The organism is Streptomyces sp. NPDC054840, from assembly GCF_053611065.1.
Genome location: NZ_JBSGZP010000471.1, coordinates 1 through 668, shown reverse-complemented (window position 1 = coordinate 668; position 668 = coordinate 1). Strand labels below are relative to the sequence as shown.

Below are 668 nucleotides of genomic sequence, written 5' to 3'. Positions count from 1 at the left end.
CCTTCTCCGACGGCCGTCTCACCGACAGTCGGTTCTCCGACGGCCGTCTCTCCGACCGCCGTGTGCGGCGTCGTCGGACGGCGCGTCGCGGCCGACGGGTTCCCCATCCGGAGCCGGGCGCGGTGCGCCGCCGGGCCGAGGCCTTGCTGGGCGGCAGCAGCCCGCCGCAGGACCCGCCCCCGCCGTCCCCGCTGCCCGAGGCATTCCAGGCCGCGCCCGCGGCCGCTGACGGAGCGGATGGCCGGGATGCCGAAGCACCGCCCGATGAGGCGTCCGGGCCGCCCCCAAGGGCTGGGTGGAGGCCGTCCGTGCGGGAGCGGCTGCCGCTGTGGCTGCAGGACCGCTGCGAGGTGCGGCCGCGTGCGGTGGTCGCCGTCGGGGTGGTGCTGCTCTGCGCCGTCGGCTTCGCCGGGCAGCAGTACTGGTCGGCCCGGCCGCGGGCGGTGACCGTGCCCGCGGTGGTCGCCCCGGGGGGCCTGCCGGCGGCGGCTACGGCACCCGCGGCGGCTCCGGCCGCGGGAGCGGGGGCCGGGGTCGGCGGGGCGGCCGGGCGGATCGTGGTCGACGTCTCCGGCAAGGTCCGGGATCCCGGGGTGCGGAGGCTGCCCGCCGGTTCGCGGGTGGAGGACGCGCTGGCCGCCGCCGGGGGAGTACGTCCCGGCACCGAC

1 protein-coding gene is annotated in these 668 nt (G+C 79.9%); it reads left to right on the top strand.

Annotated elements, in window-relative coordinates; all coding sequences use genetic code 11:
- Positions 1-308: 308 nt before the first annotated feature.
- Positions 309-668: SLBB domain-containing protein (locus ACWGIU_RS27135; RefSeq protein WP_453710017.1), on the top strand; the 360-nt coding region annotated here is incomplete at its 3' end.